Origin of the sequence: Lacicoccus qingdaonensis (assembly GCF_900101075.1) — a bacterium.
Taxonomy (GTDB): domain Bacteria; phylum Bacillota; class Bacilli; order Staphylococcales; family Salinicoccaceae; genus Lacicoccus; species Lacicoccus qingdaonensis.
Map to the genome: position 1 here is coordinate 32757 of NZ_FNFY01000019.1, position 17046 is coordinate 49802.

The window sequence follows — 17046 nt, forward strand, 5'->3', positions numbered from 1 at the left end:
TGATTACTTATCATTTTCCCGGTCAACTTCAGAATGCCGTTTAAACTTCACAAACAGCATTATAAATAAAGAAATCAGGGAAAGTATCAATATCGTACTGGCCACCGCGTTGAACGCAAAGCTCTCCGGGAAGAAAGATATTCCTGTAAATATTAAAACAAATCCCAGCAGAACACCGCCGCCTACCATAAATATGGATTTCATATTACATCTCAACCTTCAATCTAGTATTAACTGCATCTGCAACGACTTATTTGACAAATTTTGCCATCTGGATCAGGTCTGTATAGCCGTCCCTCAGCTTTACCTGATCTTTCTGTCTGCCTTCCTGGACGAAGCCCAGTCTTTCGTAAAACCGTATGGCACCCTCATTATTGGAAAATACATCGAGTACAATCTTTTCAAGTACCGTACTTTCTTCTGCATGTCTGATTGCCCGGTCGATCAGCTCGGTACCGATACCGTGACCTGCATACTGCGGCTGCAGACTGACGCCGAACTGGCAGACATGTTCAAACTTTTTACGCGGATTTTGTCTTAAATTCAAAATCCCGACTATACGGCCGTCCACTTCCACAACCAGCCCAAGATCTTCCTTCGTCAAAGAAGTGATATTATTTTCCTGCTTATCAAGCGGGAGGCCTCTGTCTTCCATGGGAGTGGCAAGTGTATCCGGGTATGCTTCAGTCACAATTTCCTTATGTTCGATAATCTGTTCTGCATCTTCAATTTCAGGTTTTCTAATAATATATTCCATGCCGACTCTCCTATCCCATTGTACTATTATTTCAATTTTATCACGTGAAAAATTTATTACAATTTAATTGTTTGCAGACATATTTTTCGTAACTTTTTTATCCTGTCTTTACTGCAAATGACTGGACTTTGAAAATCCGCTCGTACACAATAAATATATCAATTTACTTATGGAGGAATTTTCAGATGTCTGTTTTCGAACCTTATAAAATAAAAAATCTTGAACTGAGAAATAGAATCGTCATGGCTCCGATGTGCCAATATAGTGCAAAAGACGGCATACCCAATGACTGGCATACGACGCATTATTTATCCCGTGCGCATGGCGGTGTCGGCATGATCATGGTTGAAATGACGAATGTCGAACCGAGAGGACGTATTACAAACGGCTGTCTCGGCATATGGTCTGACGGACATGTGCCCCACTACAAACGCCTCGTGGATGCAGTCCATAAAACCGGCGCAAAAATCGGCATTCAGATCGCACATGCAGGCAGGAAGGCAGAAGATGCGGAAGAACCGGTATCATCCAGCGCCATCGCCTACAGCGATAAGTATAAAGAACCGCATGCACTGACAACTGAAGAGGCGGAAGACGTCATTGAAAACTACCGGCAGGGCGCCCGCCGCGCTGTGGAAGCGGGCTTCGACACGATTGAAATACACGGTGCACACGGTTATCTGATCCATCAGTTCTCAGCACCGCGCACTAATAACAGAAGTGATGCATTCGGCCAGGACTTGAGTTTATTCGGTGTAAAAGTCATTCAGGCAATCAAAAAAGAGATGCCGGAAGAAATGCCGCTGCTGATGAGAATATCATCCAAGGAGTTTACGGACGGCGGTTATGACCTTGACCACGGTGTCCAGCTCGCCAAACAATTCAAATCAGCCGGCGTCGATATGATCCACGTTTCTGCCGGCGGTGAAGGCAAACCTTCCCCTGAACGGTTCCCGGGAGCAGCCCCCGGCTACATGCTGCCTTATGCGAAACGCATTAAAGATGAAGCGGGCATTCCGGTCATTGCAGTCGGCATACTGGATGAGATTGAAGATGCCGAGCGCGCGGTCACTGAAGCGGGTGCAGACCTTGTCGCTCTCGGGCGTGTACTTCTCCGCGACCCGCACTGGGTGTTGAACAATGATGAGAGTAAACAGTTTGTGCCGGAACAGTATAAAAGAGGTTACAACTAAAGTGAATTGAAAGAGTGCCATCCCTTAAGTAATGGATGGCACTCTTTTTTTGAACCGGTTTTATTTATCACCTGAAGCAATGAGTACTGTTGCATCTGTTTTCACAAATATCTCTTTTCCTTCATAAAAGTTCTTTACCTGTATATTTTCAAATCCTGCATTTGACATCATTTCTTTCAGGTTTTCGTGGGTGAATCCATTTGTCACTTTCGGATGTGTCACTTCAGGATTTTTATCGAAGTCCACGATATATAGTTTTCCACCGTCAGACAGAGCATCATAAAGTTTCTGTATCAGTTTCTGGTGCTCCTTCACATGAAGCAGCACAAGGGACATGATGATGATATCCGCTTTGATCAGAGTATCTTTTTCCAGCAGGTTCATTTCATGTGCCTCGGCATTTCCTGTGTTGCCGAGCGTTATCTTTTTATCCAGCACTTCTACCATTTCGGAAGAGACGTCGGCCAGATGCACTTTATTGAATTGATCTGCGAGTTCCAGACCGATGAGACCGCTGCCGGCGCCGTAATCTAGCAGCACTTTATCTTCTGTATCCACAAGGTGCTGTTTCAGCTCATTTAATATGACACCGGCCAGATGACGGTGGTCTTCATTGTCATAGCGTTTCGCAATTTCATTAAAAATTCCCTCATTCATTGTAAAGCTCCTCTCAAGTCGTTTATTCTTAATTATAATCACTTACAGGAAGCGGGTGTTTTCCATGGATAGAATGATCAATCCCGATACGCCGTATATTGAACCCGGTGACTTCAGTTATTTTATATATATGTTTTTACTGGCTGTCGCCGCTTATGTAATATATCGACTGAGATTTAAAATATCAAGAAATACCTCCTTGGCACTGCTTATATTTCTTATCATCTCCGTTTTTCAGAGAATGTTGATCAATTCCTGGTATTTGATCAACGACGATTATTCACTCGCCTATTCACTGCCTTTACAGATCTGCCGTGTCATCATCTGGCTTATCATCATCCAGTTCTTTGTCAGGAAAGATTTTTTGAATCAGGCGATATTTTATATCGGTCTGTTTGCATATGCCGCTTTCTTCTATCCGATCGGCATCCACCCTGTTTGGCATATGGCCGGATGGTCGTTTTTCCTGCTGCATGCCGCCAATGTACTCTTCCCTCTGACAATGCATTTTGCGATGGGTTTCGTACCGACTTTAAAAGGTGTCTTCCAGGCCTATTTCATATTTGCCGTTTATTTCTTGTTTGTCTATTTTCTGAACCCTCATGTCAGCGGCAATTATTTTTTCATCAACAACCGCCCGTTTTTCCATGATATGAGTGAAGCCCTGTATGTTACTGTAAACTTAACCGGTACACTCATAGGATTCATGGCTGTATTCTTTATCATCCGGCTGATTATCCACTTAAGGAAAAATATTATTTATGAGACAGGAGACAAATGAATGACTGAACGATCCAATATTAAACTCAACCCTTTAAAATACTTTTATATGAGTCTGCTTTTGCCAAACCGCATCTTGAATCACAAAAAAGTCGTATCAAAATGGGCAAGCATACTTGTCAGCACATTACCGGTGGTGTTATTTCTCGTCTTGGCGCTGGCACCGTTTTATGCAGTCTTTGAGACAGTATTTGGAGACGGTAATTTAATAATACAGGCAGGGCTCATTCTGTTGGTCTATTTATGGGTATTTTACGCAGCAGGATTCCTTGTGTTTTATTTCATGAATAAAAATGCGCTCAAGCAGCCGAAAAGCACAGGAAAACTGCTCCATGACTACGGTGTCCTCGCCTTGATGACACAGTTCATACTGATACTGTTCGCAGCACTGATACTTGTCATCATCACTACAGCCGCAGATATTACGATTGCCTTTGTCATTACAATACCGTCAATCGTACTGATCATGTTCATATATATTACGTTTGCGATTTTCATATTCGGCAAATATCTGATCGAAGATCAGAATGCCCAGGTTGTCAAATGGATAGTGATGTTCATCATCTTCCATCTGCTTACAGCATTCATCTTCACCATACTGCCGTTCATCATTTTAAGAATCAGTTAAAGAGGATCCCTTGTCAGTCACTCGCAGTACTCAGTGACCGACAACACACCTATATCAGTCACTCGCAACGCTCAGTGACCGACAAACCCCCGCTGAAAATTAATTTTCAGCGGGGGTTTGTTTTATCAGTCTGCGAATGTATCCAGTGTCACTTTATCCGGGTCTTTGCCGACTCTCTCGTGCCGGTCGAGGGCAGTGATCGCTTCAACTTCTTCACTGGTCAGCTCGAAGTCGAATATATCTCCATTTTCTCTTACCCTGTCGGCACTGACCGATTTCGGTATGGTGGACACGCCTGTTTCAACATCCCATCTCAAAATGATCTGTGCAGGTGTCTTGCCGTATTTCTCAGACAGTTTTACAAGCACCGGCTCATCGAACATGCGGCCGCGTTTAAGCGGCGACCATGCTTCAAGAAGAATATCATGCTCTTTACAGAATGCTTTCAGTTCAGGCTGCGCTAGATGCGGATGGTACTCAACCTGGTTCAGCATCGGCTTGATTTCACACTCATTGAAAATATCCTGCAGATGATGCGGATTGAAGTTGCTCACGCCGATTGCACGCACTTTCCCGTCTTTGTACAATTTCTCCAGCGCTTTCCATGTATCCACGTATGTTCCCGGCATCGGCCAGTGGATTAAATAAAGGTCGATATAGTCCATGTCCAGCTCTTTGAGGCTTCTATCAAATGCCTTCAATGTATTTTCGTAACCTTGATCGTTGTTCCAGACTTTTGTTGTAACGAAAATTTCTTCTCTCGGTACTCTGGAATTTTTAATCGCCCTGCCGACACCTTTTTCATTTTTGTATACTTTTGCCGTGTCTATATGGCGGTATCCAAATTCGAGAGCGCTTGAAACAGCGGTCTCGAGTTCGGTTTCGTCCACATTTTTATAGACGCCGAGTCCCATCACAGGGATTTTTATTCCGTTTGATAATGTATAAGTATCCTGTATCGATTTTACCATTCCATCACCTTTTCCGTTTTTATAGTAACAGTGCACCGTAAACCAGCCCGAATAAAATGACCAGGGCAGGATGCACTTTGAATTTTGTCAGCATCAGAAAGCTCGCAATGATTAATACGACCGTGTGCACAACACCTGACTGGATGAATGCGCCGCTGAAGAAGTCGTATGCGATGATGCCGAGCAGAATCGCAATGACCGGCCTGACAAGTGACGTCAACGTTTCAAACTTCTTGGTCCCTTTCATTTTATAAAGGATACCTGCCAAAAATATCATCAACAGTAATGACGGCAGTACAGCCGCTGTCACTGCAATGACTGCACCGGGGACGCCGCCGACCATAAAGCCGATATAGCCGGCCATCTTAGTGATGATCGGCCCTGGCAGCCCGTTGCCGAGTGCCAGCACTTCTGCAAACTGCTGGGAATCCATCCACCCATAGTTTCTGACCACTTCCTGTTCGACAAGGGGGATCGATGCCGGACCGCCGCCGTAACCAAGAATACCGGGAATGAAAAACGCTAAAAATATCTGGATATATATCATGCTTTTCTCCCCTCTCTCCTAAGCAGGCTGAATATGATGATGACCGCAATGATGATTGCGGGGTGTATATTCAAAGGCACAAGGAGCACCAAAGAAATCAATGTAAAAGGAATCAGGAAAATCCAGGTGGTCTTTGCTTTTGCCTTGCTTAAAAAGTCGATGGTCAGCAGTGCCATCATGACACCGACGACGGGAAGAACACCCCGGCTCATACCCTGCACCCAGCCAAGGTCTTTAAATTCGACGAATAAAGTCAGCAGGATGATCATCAGGAATATGGTCGGCACGATGGTCGCAAGCACAGCATTGGCAAGTCCAAGCCAGCCGCTCTTTATATAGCCTATATAACCCGCGAGCTTTGTCGCAATAGGACCGGGCAGAGTGTTGCCGATGGCCAGCATATCCTGAAACTCATCATCCGTCATCCATTTATGTATATCCACCACTTCCGCTTTTATCAGAGGGATTGACGCCGGACCGCCGCCGTAGCCCAGCATACCCACTTTAAAAAATATCCAAAATATTTTAAACTGCATATTTTCTCACTTCTTCTAATAGATTGATATAGAGCCATCCGTTCTGGATTCAGTTCCGCCGACATAGGCGCCGTTGTCCTGCCGGATGATTACCTGCCCGCGTCCGAAGTGGTTCGGTTCCAGGCTGACATTGATCTGGTGCCCTCTTCTGTTCAGTTCACGCGCAACGTCCATCGGGAACCGGTCCTCCACATCGACCCGCAGCCCTTCCATGAACTGCCATCTCGGTGCGTCCAGCGCGCTCTGAGGATTCATGCCGTGGTCGATGAGATTCATCGCCACCTGCAGATGACCCTGCGGCTGCATATAGCCGCCCATGACACCAAACGGCCCGACAGGTTTCTTATCTTTCGTGATGAAACCCGGAATGATCGTATGGAACGATTTTTTACCGCCGCCGATATAGTTCGGATGGTTTTCATCGATTGAGAAATTATGTCCTCTGTTCTGCAGTGCGATGCCGGTTTCCGGCACGACAACGCCTGAACCGAAGCCCATATAGTTGCTCTGGATATATGACACCATATTGCCTTCATTATCTGCCGTTGCAAGATAGACTGTTCCGCCTTTTGGCAGTTCACCGTGCACACGCTCCTGTGCAAAAGCAGTAATTTCTTTACGCCGCGTCTGGAGGTATTCCACATCCAGCATATCACCGGACGCCACCTGCATATGATCGCTGTCTGAAACATAGGCGGTTGTATCACTGAACGCCTGTTTCATCGCTTCAATCTGATGGTGATAATAATGCCCGTCTTTCTCTGCAAAATTATCATCTTTAAGGATGCCGAGCGCCATCAATGCAGCTATGCCCTGTCCATTCGGAGGTATTTCATGAATATCATATCCCTTATAATTGATGCTGATCGGTTTGACGTATTCCACCTCGAAATTCTTCAGGTCCCGATGTGTCACCAGGCCGCCGGTCTCTTCAGCATATTTCACTATTTTATCGGCCAGATCGCCTTCATAAAATGATTTTGCATTCGTATTCGCAATATCCTCCAAAGTGTCAGCATGTTTCGGCAGCGTCTTCACATCGCCTGCCTCGACATTACCGAACACTTCAAACCAGTGTTCTATCTCGGGAAAATTTTCGACCTCTCTTTTAAATGTCTTATGCGCCGTCTGCCAGAACTTCGCAACCGTCGGTGTGATGACATATCCTTCCCTCGCCGCATGAATGGCAGGTTTTAAAACTTCTTTCAAAGTGAGTCTGCCGAACTTTTCAATCAGGCCTGCCCATGCTGCCGGCACCCCCGGCACATTCACCGGCAGCCAGCCGTACGCAGGTATTTCATCACAGCCATGCGCCTTTAATGTTTCCATGGACACTTTGTCCGGAGACTGCCCGCTCGCATTCATACCGTGCAGCTCTCCGTTCATCCAGGCAATCATGAAAGCGTCCCCACCGATACCGTTGCTCGTCGGTTCCACGACTGTCAGGGTCGCAGCAGTTGCGACCGCTGCATCCATCGCATTACCGCCCTGTTTCAACACTTCAATACCCGCTTCTGTTGCCAGAGGATGCGTAGTTGCGACCATCCCGTTTTTTGCATATACACTGTAGCGACTGTTCTGATATGGATAATTATTATGTTTCATGAAATCCCCTTAATTTTATTATTTTGAAAATTCGATATAAAGAAGAACCCTGCATTACACAGGGTTTTTCATCCCTAGGCACCGCAGCATTTCTTGTACTTCTTGCCGCTGCCGCATGGGCATGGATCATTACGTCCGACTTTGACTTCCTTGACGATTGTCTTAGTTTTCAATTCTGATTCTTTATGGCCTCTGAACTTGAAGTGGCGGGTGTTTTCGACGATGCCCGCAATATTGTCGAAAAAGTCACGCTGGTCATTGACATTGCTGAATTCAACATCGAGCGACATCAAATATTGAACGATTTCGTCCTGTTTCTCCCCGCGCATGATCAGTTGTAACAGAGAAATGTAAATATTCTCATGCTTGGAGCGGGGCACCTTCACATTTTTCTCGACCCATTCCCTCAGCTTTCTGTGGTTGGACGATTCATCAATATAGTTGGGATTGCTGAACTTGATGAATTTGCCGAACTCAGGCTCATAATACGGTCTGTCACCCTGGAGCTTTTTGACCATTTCATATTGGGCATAGTTCATATCATCAATCACTATCTGGGCGTTGTCCTCATCAATCGAGATATCATAAGGAGATCCTTCAAGGAAGTCTATGATTTCCTTTGAAGTCACGTCTTCATCATAATACTTCTTAAATAAATGGATCAGCTGTTCAAAGCTTACGATACCGTACAGGTGAAGCGCTGCCCTGATCAGGTTCAATCTTCTCTGAACTTCGAGCCTTTCTTCCCTGTTCTCTTTCGTATCCACTTCTTCATACAGATTGACGATCGCATCTGTCAGGAAGAAGTTGTCCTCCTGTTCAGTATCCTCAAATGCATACCCCATGATATACAGGCCGAAAATCTCCTCAAGGGAGTAGCGCTTTTCTTTATCTTCTTTCACTGATTTTTTCCATGTATTGAATGAATCCTCATCAATGTACCTGTATGCATACGCCGCCGTTTCAGCATTTTTCTGCTGTTTAATGATCTCTTTTATCAAATCTTCTTTATTAAAAGTAGAATAATTTTTAACAGAAATGGTCTTTGCCAATCTTTTTAAATCATTCATATTATATGCTTCCAAATGTGTCTCTGCATTCGCCATGACAGATCCACCTCCAAATACTATTTAATAATTACATTTTATCATATCAGGAATACTAAAATACATTCAAAGCGATGTAGATGACCAGAGGCACCGTCACCACGCTGAATAATGTACTGAACATGACGATTTCCGCTGCATATTCAGGGTCATCGCTGTACTGCTGGGCGATGATGGTGCTGTTCACTGCCGAAGGCATAGCCGTTGTGATCAATATCGCCTGGGCCACCACGCCGTCCAGATTGAACAACAATAATAAAACAATTGTCAGTACAGGTCCAATGATAAGTCTGATGAAACTTGCAGCGACGGCGCTTATGCGTATTCGTCTGAACGATATACCCGCAATCTGTGCACCGAGTATGAACAGTACAGTACCGATCATCGCATCACTGATGTAGTCAAAAGAAATATATACCGACGCCGGTACACCTATATTGAAAAAATTAAATATCAGACCGAGCGCCAGTCCGTAAAATATCGGCATTTTAAAATAGCCGAGGAGCGCTTTCCATTTGCCTGATTCTGCAGCCCTGAGTGAAACGACCCCGTATGAGTACGCAAACATATTTTGAAAAAATACCATCATGATCTGAACACTCATCGCATACGGATCACTTCTGAAGACCAGATCGTTCACCGGCACCCCGTAATTGCCGGCATTATAAAAAAGATTCGAGTTTGTAAAAAGTATCTGATGACCGGGCTCAAGCCCCATCGCCCTGCCGATAAAATATGTAAGGACGAATGTCAGTGCTGCATACAGTATAAGGAACAGCAGAACTGACAACAGCAGTGTAAATTCCATATCCGCTTCAAACAGATTCATGAAAATAAAGACCGGCATAATGTAATTGATCATCAGCTTGGCCAGAGTGCCGCGGTCCAGTTTGAATCTGAGCTGGACCACATAGCCGATAATTACAATGATGGCGATGGGGAGCATGACGTTGATGAATATAAACATGAAATCCGACATAAATGTTCCCTCACTATTTTATATTAGAAAATAAACAAAAATAATCGTTCCAAATACAACAAAAAACAGCGGCACCCTGAATATCGCCAATATCATTGCAAATAAACCGCCTAAAATCCCCTGCACCGGCGTTTCAACCGCCGTCAGCAGCCCCGGGAAAATTAATACTCCAAGCGCAGCATATGGTATGTAATTGAGCAGAGTGATCAGCCACTGCGGAAACTGCAGCCCGCCGACAAAAAATGCAGGCAGGATTCTGGTGATGATCGTCGCCAGGAATAACGCGAAGATTAACATTATCATACCTTATCACTCCTTTTTTCCAAAACAAGCCCGAACATTGCCGAGAGCACCATCGCCAGAATGATGGCCAGTCCGGACGGGATGAAGTTTATTTCTATGAAAATAAAATGCAGTATCATACCGAGTACGGCGACAATCAGATATTTATGATGTGTTCTGATGGCAGGCACCAAAAGAGCGATGAACAGCGCATATAAAGCGATGCCGCTTGCCGTCACCCACTCCTCGCTCATTATCTCCCCAGCCATATATCCGACTACTGAGAAGACAACCCAGAATATGTAAGCCGTAATAAAAATAATGAAATAGTTGATAAAGTTTTTCCGTTCATTCTCAACGTTTGCAGAGAGTGCAAATGATTCATCAGTGACATAGGATGAAATGAGCAGCTTTTTCAACAGTGATTCATCTTTCAGGTCATAGTTGATTTTAAAAGACATCACAAAATGTCTGGAATTCAGCACAAAAACAGCGATGATGATGGCAGCTGCACTGCTTGAGGCAGAAAGCATCTGAAGTGCCAGAAACTGGCTTGCGCCGCCGAAAACCATAAAGCTCATCAGAAATGTCTCGAATGCGGTGAGCAGCGGCTTTGCGGTAATTCCAAAGGCGACAGCAACCGGCAGATAACCAAGTCCGATAGTGAGTCCGTCGAGTAAAGATTTCCTGTATGTATTCAATTTCTGCACTCACTCCAATAAATTTAATTAACAAACATTTTAACATATTTGGTATAGTCTAATTAACAAATAAATTCAATCAACATACTTTATAGGAGATATATTTATGAAAGCGATCGCTTTGGATATGGACGGTACGATATTAAATAACCGCGGGGAGTATTCTCCGCGTCTTGTGGAAGTGCTAAGAAAACTTCATGAGCAGGGGCTGATGATCTTCATCGCCACAGGCCGCACAAAGAGCGGCATTCTTAGAGTGACACCGAAAGAAGTCCCTCTGTCAGGTTTTGTCGCAGCCAGCGGAATGAGCATCTACAATCATTCAGGCAGTGATTATGAAAAGATTGTCAGCTACCGCTTCGACAGGGCATTGGTTGAAGAAGTCCTGGCCTCTGCAAGGGAACGTGAAATTTATTATGAAGCATTTACCGCTGAAAGCGGCGGCAGGACGCTGAAAAAGGATAAGGAATACAGTGCACGTGACATTGGCGGGGACCGGCCTGAAACAATGTTCGAATATGAACATGTACAGCTGCTCAAGACTCTCGATAACGAGGAACAGTGGGTCGACGAGCTGAATATGGATGAGCTGCTGAAAGTGTTCTTCATTTCAAAAGACATTGAAAAAATAGATGCCTGGTTCGATTATTTGAGCGGCCAGCAGAAGCGGCTGGATTATTCCCTGTACAAAACAAGCAGGCATAACAGTGAAATCATGCTGGGTGGAAAAGATAAAGGCACCGGTCTTGAGACACTGGTGAAAGAATACGGCATCTCCGCAAAAGATGTCCATGCGATCGGCGACTCGATGAACGACCTGCCGCTCTTTGAAATATGCGGCAGAAAAACAGCTATGGAAAACAGTACCGAATCCGTCATCAGTGCCGCTGACGATGTCACGGAATTCAGCAATGAAGAAGACGGACTCGCCGTATATCTGGAAAAAACCTATTTAAAATAAAAACAGGCTTAAAGCCTGTTTTTTTATACGCTAAATTCTGTGCTTCGATGCTGCTTCCTTGAATTCTTCCTGCGCTTTCTTCAGACGGTCGTTGAAACTCGCTGATTTCTTTAAAGAGACCACGCTCAGTGCCCCCCAGAAATAAATCTTCATCATAGCGACGGTCCTTCGTTCCGATTGATCGATGATATGCATACTGCCCTCTCCTTTATCACTTACCCAGATTATCGAATTCATCTTCCGTTTCCCTTTTAAGGCCGAGAAACCATACATGAGCCTCCATGAGTTCGTCCGGCACAATTTCATGACCGCCATCGGTCAGTTTCACTTCAGCAATCGCTCCGCGCAGTTCCAATTTCTTTTTCAACTGATATGACTCTCCTGCAGTCGTCACCATATCCCTCGCACCTGCAGTCAGCATGACACTTGTACGGGTCAGATCCACCTTCTGGACCTGTTCACTTTTATAGCCGCTGTGCAGCAGTATCGCACCGAAAAAGTACAAATCATAATTAAGCAGAAGATGGGCCGCCATATTTGCACCATTGGAATACCCGACTAAAATCGACTGCTCCAAATTGATGCCATATTCCTTTTCGAAATTGACCAGCGCATCCTTCACTTTTCTGCCTTCTTCTCTCAGGCTGTCTTCATCAAATTCCGTTGGGCTGTGCCGTTTGAAAAATCTGGTCCGCCCGTTCTCGTCGGTATTGCCGCGCAGACTCAATACATTGGCATTCGAATCTATCGTTGCCGCCACATCCAGCAGATCGGTCTCCCGTCCGCCCGTGCCATGAAATAAAATGATCGTATAAGGGTTTTTATTCTTCCCTTTTATAAATAGATGCTCCATAATCAATACCCTCTAAAGTTAGTCTTCTATTCATTCGTATTATATAATAAATGTAACATATTTACCGAGGAGAGATATCTGTGTCAGTTAAAGGATTGCATCATGTCTCTGCAATTACTAAAGAAGTTTTGGACAACCATGATTTTTATACAAAAATACTGGGTCTCAGACTGGTTAAAAAGACAGTCAACCAGGATGAACCGAGCATGTACCATCTGTTCTATGCCGATTATAAAGGGACACCCGGCACCGACATCACATTTTTTGAAATCGGCCGGTCATCCAAATATCAGCCGGGTACGAATTCAATATCACGGACCGTCTTCAGAGTCCCTTCACTGGAATCATTGGAATATTTCAAAGAACGGTTCCAGAAAAAAGGAGTGTATACTGAAGGGATCATAGAAAGGTTCGGTTACACATATATGAACTTTTCCGATTATGAAAATCACCGTCTGGCGTTGATCGTCGATCCGGATTATGATGAATCGGAGCCATTTGCCGGTACAGATATACCACAAGAATTTTCCATTACCGGCATCAAAGCGGTTGAAGTCACCGTCCAATACTTGAAGCCGATGATTTTATTTTTAGAAATGCTCGGCGGGAAAGTCGCTGGCGAATGGGATGATGAGACCGTTGAAGCGGAAGTGAAATTTGGTGAGGACTCTGTTTTCATTATAGAAAACAGAACTTCACAAATTGAAAAAGAAGGGTTCGGCAGCGTCCACCACTTTGCGCTCAGAGTCAGTGATGAAGCGGCGCTTGAAAAAGTGCTTGAAACAGTCAATGCGGAGAAATGGCGGAATTCAGGGATCGTTGACCGTTTCTACTTCAAGGCAATCTATATCAAGGCTGTCGGCGATATCACGGTAGAAATTTCAACCGAAGACCCCGGTTTCACCGTGGATGAACGGCTCGAAGCCCTCGGCGAGTCACTCTCCCTGCCGCCGGACCTTGAAAAAGACAGGGACTTTATAGAACTCTATATGATTCCGATCAACTGACAGGGCTTATGGCGGGCTTAAATAAAGTGTATTTGAATCAGATTTTCCTGAACATGAAAAAACCGAACGGCTCACATGATGAGCCGTTCGGTTTTCTATATTTACAGACCAGACTTTTAATTCTCTTCTTCGATTTCAGAAGGCAGCTCTATCTCTTCCACTTCATTAAAGCTTGTGAATTCCACATCACCGTTCATCGAGTATTCTCCCTGTTCATCCTCACCGGAAGCTTCATATGCAATATACTCCACTACATGGTCTTCTTTATCCACTTCGACTTCTAAGTCACTGTATATTTCGGAAGTATCCAGTGCACCGAATTCAAATCCGAGCAGTGATTGGAATGCTTTGTAAACCGACTGATTCGATCCTTCGTAAGTAAAGAGATATGAATCATCCGTCTCTTCTTTGGTCAATTGCCCTGAAAGTTCCGCCAGTGAATTCAATGTACTGTCATATGTTACGAAAAATAAACTCTCAATATTCATGGACTCGGTCGTTTCCACCCAGTCATCACCAGTGAAGATATAAGTCGAACCGTCTTTTGCGACCGTTCTCACTTCATCATTGGATTTCAATAACAGATCAGGCGGATCGCCATCTTTAATGGCGGCTTCAGCATTTAAAGTATATGGTGCGCCATCAACAGAGCCTTCCAGGTCTATGAGCGCTTCATAACTTTCAAGGTCTTCCGAGCGATCGATCACCTGATTGAGTATCTCTTCATTTTCAGCTGTCCCCTCTTCTTTTTCCTCTGCCGGTTCAGCTTCTTCCGTTTCAGGCTCACTATTGTCTTCTTCATCTATATCCTGCTCAGCATTTTGTTCTTCTGCCGTTTCTTCTGAGGTTTGATCTGCTGTATCCTCTGTCGTTTCTTCAGGCCTTTCATCTTCTGTTTCACCGGAATCATTCTGACAGGCTGTAAAGAACACTGACAGAAGGAGCAATGGTATCATCATATATTTTTTAGTCTGCATTAATATTTAACTCCTCAAAGCCTAATCTCTATAAAATAATACCATGCTTAATTGATATAAACTAATAATATGCTAATTTTTGATTCGTCGTCTCGATTGTTTTCTGTTGTCATTCCGCATCGCCAAATACCTGTTTACACTGTATATGATCAGTCCGCTCCAGATGAAAACATATGCGACTGCATGGACATCCGTAAATGCTTCATCGTACATGAAAACACCGATGAGCAGCATGATCGTCGGCGCGAAGTACTGCAGGAAACCGATCAGGGACAGGCGTATTTTCTGAACACCGAGACTGAACAGGAGGAGTGGAATCACGGTTGCCGCACCCGCGCCCATCATCCAGACGCTTTCTGTATTGATACCGAATGAACCGCTGCCTGTTGCCTGCACATATATGATATACATCAACGCAAATGGTGCCAGGACAAACGTTTCAACCGCCATTGCGTAAACAGCATCCAGATTTATCGTTTTCTTGATCAGGCCGTAGACACTGAAACTGACAGCAAGGTAAAATGATATCCACGGTGCGGACCCGAGACCCACAATCATGTAGGCCACTCCGACAGCCACTATGAAGATCGCGATCCACCCCACTCTTGAAAACCTTTCTCCTAAAATTATGAGTCCCAGCAGAATGCTGATCAACGGATTTATGTAATAGCCGAGACTCGCATCCAGTATATGACCGGCCTGCACGGCGATGATGAAGACCAGCCAGTTGGAAGTGATTACCGCAGAGGCCATAAACAGCGCAGCCACTTTCTTTTTATTGCTGAAGATGAATTTTAAGTCCTCTTTGAAATATCTCCACCTGCCGATGAAAATGATGAATAAAATCATAAATACAAATGACCACAACACTCTGTGGGCGATGATTTCATATGAAGATATTTCTTCGATCTGCTTCCAGTAAATTGGAAGGAATCCCCAAATGATATATGCGCCCATGGCAAAGATGATGCCTTTTTTGCTCTCGCCCAATCCGTCATCCCTCCGATGCTGATAGTTGATTCCAATAATCTAATGTTACTTCTCCGCAATGATAATTAAAAGAATTTCAGCTCAATTAAAAAACCCGGGGAAAACCCGGGCTTCAAAATCATTTTAATAATCTCTGTCATCCAGAGCTCTGAAATCGTCGTCTCTGAAATCATTATCATGCACTTCCCTTTCATCGTCACGGGGCCCCGCTGCCTCACTAGCACGAACGTCCAAGACTTTACGTCCTTTATAGTAAAAGGAGACGATTGAACCGACCATCAGATACATGACATAAATGTATAGAACCAGGAAGATCAGCGTCGGAATCACCACTGCCAGTACAACCAGTACTACACTGTCAAACGCACTGAGCAGGAAGCCGATCAGCAATGCTCCGCCAATTATAAGGACAAAGTACAAAATCGTCACACCTGCAAGCAGCAGTACATTGCTGAAGAACAACTTCACAAGGCTCTGCCCGGCCTGGAACATCACTTTAAAAGCGATTGAGAACTTATCCATTGTCGGAATATGCGGCTGATCCACGAATACCAGGTAGACCAGGAACATATAGATCATCAACAGCACATAAGGTATATACATGAGCAGGAATATCGTCAGGTTCACCACTGCCATCAATATGAACACGCCAATCTGGCCGGTGATCATTGCTGCTGATGTTTCTATGCTGTTTTCATAGGACAGACCGCCAAGCAGTGCAGAAAAAGGCAGATTGACCAACGTAAATGCAAGCTGCATCAACATGGATATTCCAATACTGATGATGATGTAGCCGATTAGAACCAGTATTGTCAGCTTGACCGCCTTACCGTATCTGCGTTCCCTGAATACAAAGAACAGGTCGCTAAAGCCGTAACTCTCACCGGTATAGGCTGATGTAAAAAATTTTATGATGCCTATGCTCAATGGATAAATCACAAACACACTGAACAAAAATAATAAAAAGAAAATAAAAAATAAATACAGTAATACCCACGCACTGTCACCAAAGGCAAAAGATGGCAGCATGGTAATAATGAACACGGCAAAAAAGCTGATTGTTATAAAAATACCTGCAAGTATCGTCAGACCTATAATTTTACCTGCCTGGTTACTCGCATTTTTCCTGAACAGAGATTGATATTGGAACATCCTATCACCCTTCATTTTTTATTTATATTGTAAGAATATCATTTTTAGGTGGATTTTATAATGAACTTAGCCACCTCTGATACAAAAAACGCCATGTGAATTTCATGTTATATTGAAAGTTAACCACAACACTCAATAAAGGAATGAAATCACATGACGCAACTTCATGATACCACTGAATCCATCAAAGGAAAACATCTGACCAAAGCGGAACGGGCCCAAATTAAGATATTAAAGCAGGAGAATTACTCCAACCGTGACATTGCGGCGCGTTTAGGACGTGCACCCCAGACCATCAATAACGAAATCAAACGCGGAACCGTCCGACAAATCCGCCGTCAGAAACAGAATGGAAAAACATATG

At 44.2% G+C, this 17046-nt stretch carries 22 protein-coding genes; 6 read left to right on the forward strand and 16 right to left on the reverse strand.

Annotated features, from left to right (window positions below; all coding sequences use genetic code 11):
• Positions 1–3: 3 nt before the first annotated feature.
• Entirely contained in the window at positions 4–204 is a 201-nt protein-coding gene (locus BLR15_RS10185; RefSeq protein WP_092987165.1) for a hypothetical protein, read from the reverse strand.
• Between the two features lie 46 nt (positions 205–250).
• Positions 251–757, reverse strand: coding sequence for a GNAT family N-acetyltransferase (locus BLR15_RS10190; protein ID WP_092987167.1), 507 nt, complete (start codon positions 755–757; stop codon positions 251–253).
• Between the two features lie 185 nt (positions 758–942).
• On the opposite strand from BLR15_RS10190, the gene BLR15_RS10195 reads away from it, so the two are divergent.
• The gene (locus BLR15_RS10195) at positions 943–1950 is read left to right on the forward strand and encodes an NADH:flavin oxidoreductase/NADH oxidase (RefSeq protein WP_092987168.1); all 1008 of its coding nucleotides are present in this window, start codon (positions 943–945) and stop codon (positions 1948–1950) included.
• Positions 1951–2010: 60 nt separating this feature from the next.
• Here BLR15_RS10195 and BLR15_RS10200 read toward each other — a convergent pair whose 3' ends face one another.
• The gene (locus BLR15_RS10200; RefSeq protein WP_092987170.1) at positions 2011–2607 is read right to left on the reverse strand and encodes a class I SAM-dependent methyltransferase; all 597 of its coding nucleotides are present in this window, start codon (positions 2605–2607) and stop codon (positions 2011–2013) included.
• Between the two features lie 64 nt (positions 2608–2671).
• Here BLR15_RS10200 and BLR15_RS10205 point away from each other — a divergent pair, with 64 nt between their 5' ends.
• Together BLR15_RS10205 and BLR15_RS10210 are read left to right on the forward strand one after the other, a co-directional pair.
• Positions 2672–3388, forward strand: a complete 717-nt coding sequence (locus BLR15_RS10205; RefSeq protein WP_092987172.1) for a YwaF family protein — start codon at positions 2672–2674, stop codon at positions 3386–3388.
• Positions 3389–4015, forward strand: coding sequence for a hypothetical protein (locus BLR15_RS10210; protein ID WP_092987175.1), 627 nt, complete (start codon positions 3389–3391; stop codon positions 4013–4015).
• A 125-nt stretch (positions 4016–4140) separates the two neighbouring features.
• Here BLR15_RS10210 and BLR15_RS10215 read toward each other — a convergent pair whose 3' ends face one another.
• From BLR15_RS10215 to BLR15_RS10250, 8 genes are all read right to left on the reverse strand, one after another.
• The gene (locus BLR15_RS10215) at positions 4141–4986 is read right to left on the reverse strand and encodes an aldo/keto reductase (protein WP_092987180.1); all 846 of its coding nucleotides are present in this window, start codon (positions 4984–4986) and stop codon (positions 4141–4143) included.
• 19 nt (positions 4987–5005) lie between these two features.
• Positions 5006–5533, reverse strand: coding sequence for a chromate transporter (locus BLR15_RS10220; protein ID WP_092987184.1), 528 nt, complete (start codon positions 5531–5533; stop codon positions 5006–5008).
• The gene (locus BLR15_RS10225) at positions 5530–6069 is read right to left on the reverse strand and encodes a chromate transporter (protein ID WP_092987185.1); all 540 of its coding nucleotides are present in this window, start codon (positions 6067–6069) and stop codon (positions 5530–5532) included. The genes BLR15_RS10220 and BLR15_RS10225 overlap by 4 nt, the downstream gene beginning before the upstream one ends.
• A gap of 15 nt (positions 6070–6084) precedes the next feature.
• Positions 6085–7674 carry a gamma-glutamyltransferase family protein gene (locus BLR15_RS10230; protein WP_092987186.1) on the reverse strand — a complete coding sequence of 530 codons (1590 nt, stop codon included), beginning with the start codon at positions 7672–7674 and terminating at the stop codon, positions 6085–6087.
• A 74-nt stretch (positions 7675–7748) separates the two neighbouring features.
• A complete protein-coding gene (locus BLR15_RS10235; RefSeq protein WP_092987187.1) occupies positions 7749–8780 on the reverse strand; it encodes a Rho termination factor N-terminal domain-containing protein in 1032 nt (343 codons plus the stop codon).
• Positions 8781–8835: 55 nt separating this feature from the next.
• Positions 8836–9759, reverse strand: coding sequence for an AEC family transporter (locus BLR15_RS10240; RefSeq protein ID WP_092987188.1), 924 nt, complete (start codon positions 9757–9759; stop codon positions 8836–8838).
• An 18-nt stretch (positions 9760–9777) separates the two neighbouring features.
• Entirely contained in the window at positions 9778–10062 is a 285-nt protein-coding gene (locus tag BLR15_RS10245) for an AzlD domain-containing protein (RefSeq protein WP_092987189.1), read from the reverse strand.
• Entirely contained in the window at positions 10059–10742 is a 684-nt protein-coding gene (locus tag BLR15_RS10250; protein WP_176754127.1) for an AzlC family ABC transporter permease, read from the reverse strand. The genes BLR15_RS10245 and BLR15_RS10250 overlap by 4 nt, the downstream gene beginning before the upstream one ends.
• 106 nt (positions 10743–10848) lie before the next feature.
• Between BLR15_RS10250 and BLR15_RS10255 the strand changes: the two genes are divergently transcribed.
• Entirely contained in the window at positions 10849–11703 is an 855-nt protein-coding gene (locus tag BLR15_RS10255; RefSeq protein ID WP_092987191.1) for a Cof-type HAD-IIB family hydrolase, read from the forward strand.
• Between the two features lie 30 nt (positions 11704–11733).
• On the opposite strand, the gene BLR15_RS14070 is transcribed toward BLR15_RS10255, so the two are convergent.
• Together BLR15_RS14070 and BLR15_RS10260 are read right to left on the reverse strand one after the other, a co-directional pair.
• On the reverse strand, positions 11734–11898 hold the full coding sequence (locus tag BLR15_RS14070) for a hypothetical protein (RefSeq protein ID WP_176754128.1): 165 nt from the start codon (positions 11896–11898) through the stop codon (positions 11734–11736).
• 16 nt (positions 11899–11914) lie between these two features.
• On the reverse strand, positions 11915–12556 hold the full coding sequence (locus BLR15_RS10260; RefSeq protein ID WP_092987192.1) for an alpha/beta hydrolase: 642 nt from the start codon (positions 12554–12556) through the stop codon (positions 11915–11917).
• An 80-nt stretch (positions 12557–12636) separates the two neighbouring features.
• Here BLR15_RS10260 and BLR15_RS10265 point away from each other — a divergent pair, with 80 nt between their 5' ends.
• A complete protein-coding gene (locus BLR15_RS10265) occupies positions 12637–13563 on the forward strand; it encodes a VOC family protein (protein ID WP_092987193.1) in 927 nt (308 codons plus the stop codon).
• A 116-nt stretch (positions 13564–13679) separates the two neighbouring features.
• On the opposite strand, the gene BLR15_RS10270 is transcribed toward BLR15_RS10265, so the two are convergent.
• The 3 genes from BLR15_RS10270 to BLR15_RS10280 all read right to left on the reverse strand — a co-directional run bounded on the left by BLR15_RS10270 (position 13680) and on the right by BLR15_RS10280 (position 16682).
• The gene (locus BLR15_RS10270) at positions 13680–14540 is read right to left on the reverse strand and encodes a DUF6612 family protein (RefSeq protein ID WP_092987194.1); all 861 of its coding nucleotides are present in this window, start codon (positions 14538–14540) and stop codon (positions 13680–13682) included.
• 72 nt (positions 14541–14612) lie between these two features.
• Positions 14613–15530, reverse strand: a complete 918-nt coding sequence (gene rarD / locus BLR15_RS10275; protein WP_092987195.1) for an EamA family transporter RarD — start codon at positions 15528–15530, stop codon at positions 14613–14615.
• 123 nt (positions 15531–15653) lie between these two features.
• On the reverse strand, positions 15654–16682 hold the full coding sequence (locus tag BLR15_RS10280; protein WP_092987196.1) for a hypothetical protein: 1029 nt from the start codon (positions 16680–16682) through the stop codon (positions 15654–15656).
• Between the two features lie 153 nt (positions 16683–16835).
• On the opposite strand from BLR15_RS10280, the gene BLR15_RS10285 reads away from it, so the two are divergent.
• The coding region (locus BLR15_RS10285; protein WP_143003960.1) for a helix-turn-helix domain-containing protein at positions 16836–17046 on the forward strand (211 nt) is incomplete at its 3' end.